The following is a 7,463-nucleotide window of genomic DNA, read 5'->3' as shown; positions in this document are numbered from 1 at the left end:
TTTGCTTTTCCGCTTCACCGTCCATGCCGCCATACTTCGCCTTGTACTTGTAGAAGGTTGCATCCGAGATGCCGTGCTTGCGGCAGACATCGACTGTCTTCGCGCCCGCCTCCTGCTCCTTCAATATCCCGATGATCTGTTCTTCCGTGAACCGTGAACGCTTCATTCGTCCGTCTCCTTGATGTGACGGACTCTACCAAATTCTGGAGGAAGTTCAGGGTCTCAGGTCACAGCCAATGCCCCTTCGACTACCGTGACACCGGCCAGTTTTCCATCCGACTCCCGCGCTCATGCACCGTCATGCATTCTCCGAGATGCAACCAAAAAGCGCACTATTCAGTGGACAAGCGTCGGGCAAGGTCAAGTTGCTATAGAACACATCGATAGACTCGCACCAAATGCTATTCGACAACGGGGAGGATTGCGGGGAGATTCATGGCGCGGACGCTATCACTTACAAAATTCAAAAATTTATCTCTTGAGGACCCTTTTTTCGACAGCTTAAAAGCAGGCTATGACGAGTTCACAGCCTGGTTCAACGGCAAGGCAGAAGAAGACGTTTATGTCGTTGTGGATGAGCACAGCCATCTGAGCGGCATGATCTATCTGAAGTCGGAACAAGGCCCGGTGACGGACGTTGATCCCCATCTTCCCGATGGCCACTGGCTGAAGGTGGGCACGCTGAAAATTGAGGGCAAAGGGACCAAACTCGGTGAACGAGTTATTAAGAAAATATTCGACACGGCTTTGGATGTGGGGGCGACCGGAATTTATGTGACGGTCTTCGATGTTCACGAAAGCCTGATAAAGTTGTTTTCCCGTTATGGCTTTGAACAAACCGGCACGAAAACGACAAAAAACGGCATCGAATTGGTTCTGTCTCGGTCGCTGACAGAACATTCAATGGATATGTTAAAGTCCTATCCATTCATCAGAATTTCGCACGCAAACCTTTGGCTTCTTGCGGTGTACCCGGAGTTTCATTCACGATTCCTTCCAGACTCTATTCTTAACAACGAACCCAAAGAGATCGTGCAGGACGTTTCCTACACAAACACCATACACAAAATATACGTCGCAAAGCTGCCGCTAACTCGTATGAAAAAGGGGGATGCGGTTATTATGTACCGGACTTCCGACAACAAAGGACCGGCGTTTTATCGTTCCGTTGCGACCTCAATATGCGTTGTGGAGGAAACACATCGGCGTAAGGATTTCGCTTCCCTTGATGATTTTCTTGAGTACACCAAGCCGCACAGCGTCTTCACCGAAGACGAGCTTAAGGACATGTACGTATCTTGGAGCAGGCTCTACACGGTCAAGATGACCTACAACGTTGCGTTTAATAAGCGGATCACACGCGGAAACCTCATGGAACTGGCTGATGTACCAGAACAACCGCGTTGGGATTTGAAGCCTTTGAGTGAGGCTCAATTCCAAAAGATCATCGAATTGGGGAAAGTCCATGAAGGTATTGTTGTCGATTAATCCAGAGCATGTTGAAAATATATTTAAAGGCGTAAAAACATTCGAATTTAGGCGCAAAGTCTTTGCGCGGAAGGACGTCACCACAGTCGTTGTTTATTGTACGATGCCGGTAGGACGGATTGTTGGTGAGTTCGATATCGACACGATATTAGAAGATGCCCCACATGAGATATGGAAAAAAACTCGGTCCGGCTCAGGTATTACAAAAGATTTTTTTGACCAATATTTTCTCGACCGGAAAATTGCTTACGCCTTGAAGATCGGTGAGGTTCGAGAATATGAGGAACACATTGATCCAAAGGAAGTTTTGGATAACTTTACTCCCCCTCAATCCTACATGTACATGAAAGAAGAGCGGAGAAAAGCTGTACGTCAGGACCAGCTTGAGTTCTGGTGATGCTCGATACGAAACTTGTGATCGCTTTCGGAGTGTCGGGGGTAGGCAAAACTACCGTGTGCGCAAAGTATGCGAGCGGCAACCATGACGTTGTCCATTTTTCGGCGAGCGCTCTCCTACGACTTCATCGCGAGACCGCAGGGACGCGTTCTGCCAACGAGGTAATCCAGGATCAGTACCTTCTCGTTGATTTGGTGCACTTCGCCCGAGCGGAAACTCCTGCATCATTGATGCTTTTAGACGCCCATAGCCTTGTTTACGTGGCCGGGCGTGAGGTCATCATTCCTGCCGATGTAATCGCAGCTATGAAGCCGAATGGGCTAATTTTTTTCAGAGCTACAGGTGAGGCTATTTCTGAGCGACGCCTCTCAAGAGGAGATACAAGGAATGTCATCCCGCAAGAAATCGAGAAATCGCAAATGAACGCGTTAAGAGCAGCCGAATCCTATGCCGAACGGCTTCCTTGCCGACTGCTTGTGATCGACGCAAATCAGGTCCCTGATTTAGCCGAGGCGATAAGATGTTTATCGTGAACCGGTTCGAGAATTTTACTCTGACCGTCTTTTTTCGCGAAAATTGCGTGATTATAGCCAACTTCCTGCCTACCAGGTACGTACAGGCCGTTTTCCACACCAGTGAGCCTAAATTTATACCAGTCAAATATTCTTTCGAATGCGGGTAGTTTTGTGGCGCTGACTGTCAGACCAGGCTGGTCGTCATCCAGCCATTTCAATAGGCCGTCAAAGACCCTCAGCCCCAGCCCTCTTCCGGCATGATGCGGCGCTACGCGAACCGTGCAAATCTTTCGCTCGAAGCCATCGTTCTTCGCAATTCCCACGGCGACCAACTTCCCGTCCCGATGTACGGGAAGCAAAAACCTTGTCCCTGTTCGAAGACCCGGCACCACCTTATTAACATACCAATTCTGAATATCCGGATAGTCTTCCGACAAACCACTGATGAACTGCAACGCTTCCTGCTCACGGTTGGAGAGAGAACGGTTCCATACAGTCTGGGTATTGACTGGCAGCGGAATCAATGAGGTTTTATCTTCAGTGAAGATCATTGCTGGGATATTCCTCATTTATCGATTGAAGAAATGGCGTCAGAACTTTGGTCAACCGTAGCTTTAATTTCGCTCGAAAACCACGCAAGAACGCCAGAAGCCGCTAAATTACCAAACAATCCGAACAAAAATGCGACGACCAGATAGGTCAGCAAAATCCTGCGACCGCTCCTCCGCGTGTGAAGTTTGACGAAAGATGAGAAATCCGCAACCCCGTTTCCGTCCTTGCCTTCTTTCTTCCAATGATAAACGACCATTCCTCCTGGAATGCCGCTTGGCACATAGTCGTCCCATGGGTCGTGTTCAAGAAGTCGATTCTTGTGCCATTGTATGCTGCTGGCAGACAGCTCGGAATGAACTGGAAAAGCTGTAAGAAACGCCACAAGACTGATAGTGACCTTGCCGTTGTTCTCGTCAGCTCGAATCTTGTTCTCCACCTGTGGCGGCAATGTACGAAGTTCATTGAAGCGAAAGTCGATATACTCGATCTCCTCAAATCCGCTTTGAAATTTACGGTCAAGCGGCGTTATGACGTGAATGAATGGACTGGATTTTCCACTAGGCAAATAGACCCTCAACCTGAAGTAAATACTCTCATCGGCCTTGATTTGATGGCTAACTGATTCAATTGCCGCCTTCTCAATTGACAGGAGGGTCCCGTCAGAAAACTTTTCTAAGGAAAGGTGGGAAGCGTCTAGGCTTCCATTCTGCTCGATGAACTTGTGAACCCGGCAAAACAGGTTATCGCCGTTTTTTAACTCAATCCGCGCCGGAGCCGGTGTGACAACACATTGAAGCTTCTCGTTGAAAATCCCTTGCGCAACAGACGTTTGAGCCAACTGAACTCCCGCGTCTTGTATCGACTGTCGCTCGACATCTACGGGCAGGTACACATTTATGCGCTGTATTGATGCTGGATTCTTGATCAACAGACCAATTTCAAGGAAGTCTCTTGGCGGTCGCTGAGGGCGACCCTTGAAATCCTTATCCCCGGCTATACGCCAGAAATTGAAGTGCGTCTCCATGGTGGTGCCCGAAACGTCGCCATTGGCAACACACCAGACCGCCATGCTGCCTGCTCTTTCCTGAAGCCTATTCTTAATTGTGTCCACCCTCGCCCCCGCGCGATCCGAATCTATCGAGTGTATTTCTAACTCAAACGCAACCGGAAGGGCAAAAAAACGATCAACCTTAGGGAGGCAGCGCAACGCTAGAGACCGGCTATTGTGTGTTGCAATTCATGAAAGCGATCCTACAGGAAACGGAGGATCACCATGGACCATTACCCGCTTACGCTAAAACAAAAAGCAGAAATTAAGAAAAACGAAGAACGCCGCCGCCGAAAACGACGGCTGCGCGAGGACGAATATCGCCGCCGCATTGAGCGCCTGCGCCGCCACATTGAAGAAGCGCGAAAGCGACGCCAGCGGATGCTGCTGCTTTTCCTGCTGGCAGTGCTGGCGATGCAGGAATCAATTCTGGTGGCATTCCGGCGCTCGTACATCGTTTGGCCCGATCCCGCGCCTGACCCGACAGACTGGACGCCGAACCCGGCAAAAGACTTCGCCCCAGCACCCGGTCACGACGATCACTGCGACGGCTACAGCCGCGACCAGTGGCATCAGCTTGCGGGCGAACGCGGCATCCGTATCAGCCGAAAGGCGGAGCTATTGGCACAATGGCACGCCGATCCCGACCGCGAGCTTTTTCCCGACCGATACAAGAACTGGGGCTATCGTCCGTACCTTGGCGAGATCATGTACGACCTTACAGACGCGCGCCATCAGAATGACGCGCTGACCGCGATCAAGCTCATGTCGCCAGCCGAGACGCACCAATATTTAGACGAAGCCTATGCGTCAGACCCTGCCGACTTACTGTTGTGTCGTGCCACTTTAAACGCCGATATCGTCAGGAATTTCCAGTCCGCAGCAATCCGATGGGAATTCCGCAAGCAGCGCGAGGCCGAAGAGGTGCGGAGGGAAAAGGAATTGTCGCGAAAAAACGACGGTGACCAAGGAATTCCCGACCCAACTTGAAGGGATTTTTCAAGAATTCCTTGGTCTGAGACCTGCCAACTATTCGTAGCAAGGAATTTCCTCGAAAATTCGACGGCATCAAAGGAATTTGGAATAGAAACATTATTTTTTGATTTTTATAAGAATTCCTTTGTCAAAAAACACCGCTTGACGGAATTATTTTGCTCTTCTACCTATTCGTCGTCCACAACGAAAGGAGCCTGGGCATGGTGAGTACAATCTACATCTCTGCGGACGTGATCCAGAATTCGATGCTCGACACTGGTGACGCGATTGCGGCTTTCACCAGTTGGAAACCGAAGCGAGGAGAGAACGTTTTCCGTTACGAAAAGGCGGACATCCGCATTACAGCGGCGAACGGCGCGATTTACATGATGTCCAAAGCAGAGACGAAAAGGCCGAAAATCCCGTTTACCCCTGTGCCTGCTGCTGAGCTTGGCGAGCTCGTGCGGTCGCTAAATGGTGCCGTATGATGATGGAACTGAAGCCAGACCATGATGTCATAGACGACGAAACGATCACACATTTCGCGGTTGCCAAGGCCAGGGGTCGATGCCGTCTTTGCGTAGTTCCGAAGATCATCCAGGAGCAGGCTATGGCCGCTTGGGATCATGCAGATGAACAGGCCATCCCGTTCACGGCTGCCGACATGATGCAGGTGGCAAAGGAACGGTGCGGAGGATGCCTTGGGCGAGGTTGGCCGAAGGTCTCCGAAAGTAGCGGTGTGCTGTATCTCCATGTCGCCAGCAAACGGATCGGATGATGTGAGTGCGGGGGACGGCTCCAATCGTTCCCCGCACTCTCCCGCTCCGAGCCACAGAGCGGGTATTTTAGGAAACGATGATTGCCATCACCAAGTCCGAAGACTCGCCTTCCTTCGTCGCACGTATGGTGACACTATAGCTTCCTGCTACGGCTGCGAGACCGGCAATTTTGCCGGTTGCCGGATCGAGTGTCAGGCCGGGCGGTAGTGTCTGTCTCAGCGCGAACGAATAGCCCCTGGCATCACCTGAAGGCATGACATTGACGACCGAACCGGCGACAACGCGGATCGGGTCATAGTGGATACTGAAAGCAGGTTGCTCCGGCTCCGGTTGCGTTGGCGCAGGATCGACAGTAGCGGACAGCGTGCCAGTTGTTGGCGACCGCCAGACGATTTCGCCAGCGGTCGCATTGGACGCAATCAGGATGGCGACGACTGATATCATTTTAAGCATCACGTTTTTTCCTTTTTCTGAAAATTGGGTTTCAAAATCAGCTTGGGAGCTTGCGAAAGGTCTGGCGTGCCAGGATCGGCGGCAGGTGTCAGAATTGAACGCAGACGGTCGCGCTCGATGCCTGCGCGGAATGCCGCGTCCTGTGCTTCACGAGCCCTTCTTTCGGCTTCGTAGCGCTGACGCTCAGCTTCAAGCTGTCTGCGCTCGGCGTCTCGTGCTTTCTCGCGCCAACGGTCGATTTCGCTGGAAAATTCGACTCGCACCTTTTCGACAAGGGATGATGTCCGCAAACGGTCCCATACGGCACGCAGGCGACCGGCCCAACCGGAATATCGTTCGGCATCAGCCATCGCTGTTTGGGCTTGCTCTCGGTCTTTTCTGGCTCGATCCTGTGCAGCCAGGGCGGCGGCAATCGCATTTCTGGCGGCCTCCTGTTCGCGGGCAGCATCGGCAACGATCTTTGCGGTCTCCTTTTTCGTTCGCGTCACGAAATTCTCGCCATCCGCCTTAACCTTGAGCGCTCGCTGGACGACCGTTTGCAATGCTTTGGCTTGAACCTTCTCCCGTTGCCATTCATCCCTTGTCAAACGGCGGCGCTGTGGTCCGAGTCGCGTCAATCCGCAAGGGATCGCAACGGCCTGATGATAAGAATCCTGCCATTCTCGCATTGCCTGTTTGTACGCCGCGTCGGCGCGCTTCGATAAAGCCTTTTTGTCCTGATCATCCTTGCCATTGTCCATGATGGCACGCTTCGCCATAGTGCCCGGATGGTATTTTAGGGCCGACATACCCGGCTCATCGACCGGCACAACGTATGCGTGAATATGAAAATATTCCTCGTCTTCATGGCGGATAACGGTTTTCAGATCGTCGCCATATTGCGAACGAAGCCAAGAGATTGTTCGTCTTTCCCACTCTTCCGCGTCCGCCCGCTTGGCCGGATCGCTTCTAATTTCGGCCATGGTTGCGGGGTATGATGTTACAATTGTATGTAAAGTTTTTTTGTCTTTTGCGAGCTTCCGAGTATGACCGCCCTTGACGGCGATGGTAGCGGCAGCGGCGGCAGAGTCATGGATTTCCTGCACCGCTTCCACGCCCATCCCAAAGACGATAACGGGCGGAGCGGGATTCGCTACATGAACGGAAGCTTCCGGCTGACGACTGGCTTCAGCAAAGATAAAATCGGTCGAGCGGCCTTTTGCGTCGGCCTTGCGTGCATAGGATTCGAGGTGAATAAATTGGTAGCCCATTTGCTA

At 51.7% G+C, this 7,463-nt stretch carries 11 protein-coding genes; 6 read left to right on the top strand and 5 right to left on the bottom strand.

Features of this window, described 5'->3' with window-relative positions:
• The coding region (locus RHIZ70P_RS17225; protein ID WP_147294007.1) for a transposase at positions 1-166 on the bottom strand (166 nt) is incomplete at its 3' end.
• A gap of 269 nt (positions 167-435) precedes the next feature.
• Here RHIZ70P_RS17225 and RHIZ70P_RS17220 point away from each other — a divergent pair.
• Genes RHIZ70P_RS17220 through RHIZ70P_RS23485 form a run of 3 tightly spaced genes read left to right on the top strand, consistent with a single transcriptional unit; the run spans position 436 to position 2,418 of the window.
• A complete protein-coding gene (locus RHIZ70P_RS17220) occupies positions 436-1,488 on the top strand; it encodes an N-acetyltransferase (protein WP_115671712.1) in 1,053 nt (350 codons plus the stop codon).
• Positions 1,466-1,885 (top strand): hypothetical protein, encoded by a 420-nt coding sequence (locus RHIZ70P_RS17215; protein WP_113447234.1) that lies wholly within the window; start codon positions 1,466-1,468, stop codon positions 1,883-1,885. Before RHIZ70P_RS17220 ends, RHIZ70P_RS17215 begins: the two co-directional genes overlap by 23 nt.
• Entirely contained in the window at positions 1,885-2,418 is a 534-nt protein-coding gene (locus RHIZ70P_RS23485; protein ID WP_115671711.1) for an AAA family ATPase, read from the top strand. Before RHIZ70P_RS17215 ends, RHIZ70P_RS23485 begins: the two co-directional genes overlap by 1 nt.
• Here the strand turns inward: RHIZ70P_RS23485 and RHIZ70P_RS17205 are convergent.
• Positions 2,376-2,951, bottom strand: a complete 576-nt coding sequence (locus tag RHIZ70P_RS17205; protein ID WP_181904054.1) for a GNAT family N-acetyltransferase — start codon at positions 2,949-2,951, stop codon at positions 2,376-2,378. The two genes, RHIZ70P_RS23485 and RHIZ70P_RS17205, sit on opposite strands and share 43 nt — an antisense overlap.
• Before the next feature lie 14 nt (positions 2,952-2,965).
• Positions 2,966-4,021, bottom strand: coding sequence for a hypothetical protein (locus RHIZ70P_RS17200; protein WP_115671710.1), 1,056 nt, complete (start codon positions 4,019-4,021; stop codon positions 2,966-2,968).
• A 204-nt stretch (positions 4,022-4,225) separates the two neighbouring features.
• Here RHIZ70P_RS17200 and RHIZ70P_RS17195 point away from each other — a divergent pair, with 204 nt between their 5' ends.
• The 3 genes from RHIZ70P_RS17195 (at position 4,226) to RHIZ70P_RS17185 (ending at position 5,753) form a co-directional block, all read left to right on the top strand.
• Positions 4,226-4,990: a hypothetical protein gene (locus RHIZ70P_RS17195; RefSeq protein ID WP_115671709.1), complete on the top strand. Its 765-nt coding sequence runs from the start codon at positions 4,226-4,228 to the stop codon at positions 4,988-4,990.
• A 206-nt stretch (positions 4,991-5,196) separates the two neighbouring features.
• Entirely contained in the window at positions 5,197-5,463 is a 267-nt protein-coding gene (locus RHIZ70P_RS17190; protein ID WP_147294018.1) for a hypothetical protein, read from the top strand.
• Positions 5,463-5,753: a hypothetical protein gene (locus RHIZ70P_RS17185; RefSeq protein ID WP_147294017.1), complete on the top strand. Its 291-nt coding sequence runs from the start codon at positions 5,463-5,465 to the stop codon at positions 5,751-5,753. The genes RHIZ70P_RS17190 and RHIZ70P_RS17185 overlap by 1 nt, the downstream gene beginning before the upstream one ends.
• Positions 5,754-5,820: 67 nt before the next feature.
• Here the strand turns inward: RHIZ70P_RS17185 and RHIZ70P_RS17180 are convergent, their stop codons facing one another.
• Both RHIZ70P_RS17180 and RHIZ70P_RS17175 read right to left on the bottom strand, forming a co-directional pair.
• Positions 5,821-6,207 (bottom strand): Ig domain-containing protein, encoded by a 387-nt coding sequence (locus RHIZ70P_RS17180; RefSeq protein ID WP_115671706.1) that lies wholly within the window; start codon positions 6,205-6,207, stop codon positions 5,821-5,823.
• Complete coding sequence (locus tag RHIZ70P_RS17175) at positions 6,207-7,457, bottom strand: hypothetical protein (RefSeq protein WP_115671705.1); 1,251 nt, start codon at positions 7,455-7,457, stop codon at positions 6,207-6,209. Before RHIZ70P_RS17175 ends, RHIZ70P_RS17180 begins: the two co-directional genes overlap by 1 nt.
• Positions 7,458-7,463: the final 6 nt, after the last annotated feature.

Origin of the sequence: Paenirhizobium selenitireducens ATCC BAA-1503, from assembly GCF_900492185.1 — a bacterium.
Taxonomy (GTDB): Bacteria; Pseudomonadota; Alphaproteobacteria; order Rhizobiales; family Rhizobiaceae; genus Allorhizobium; species Allorhizobium selenitireducens_A.
This window is presented reverse-complemented; position numbering and strand designations above follow the sequence as displayed.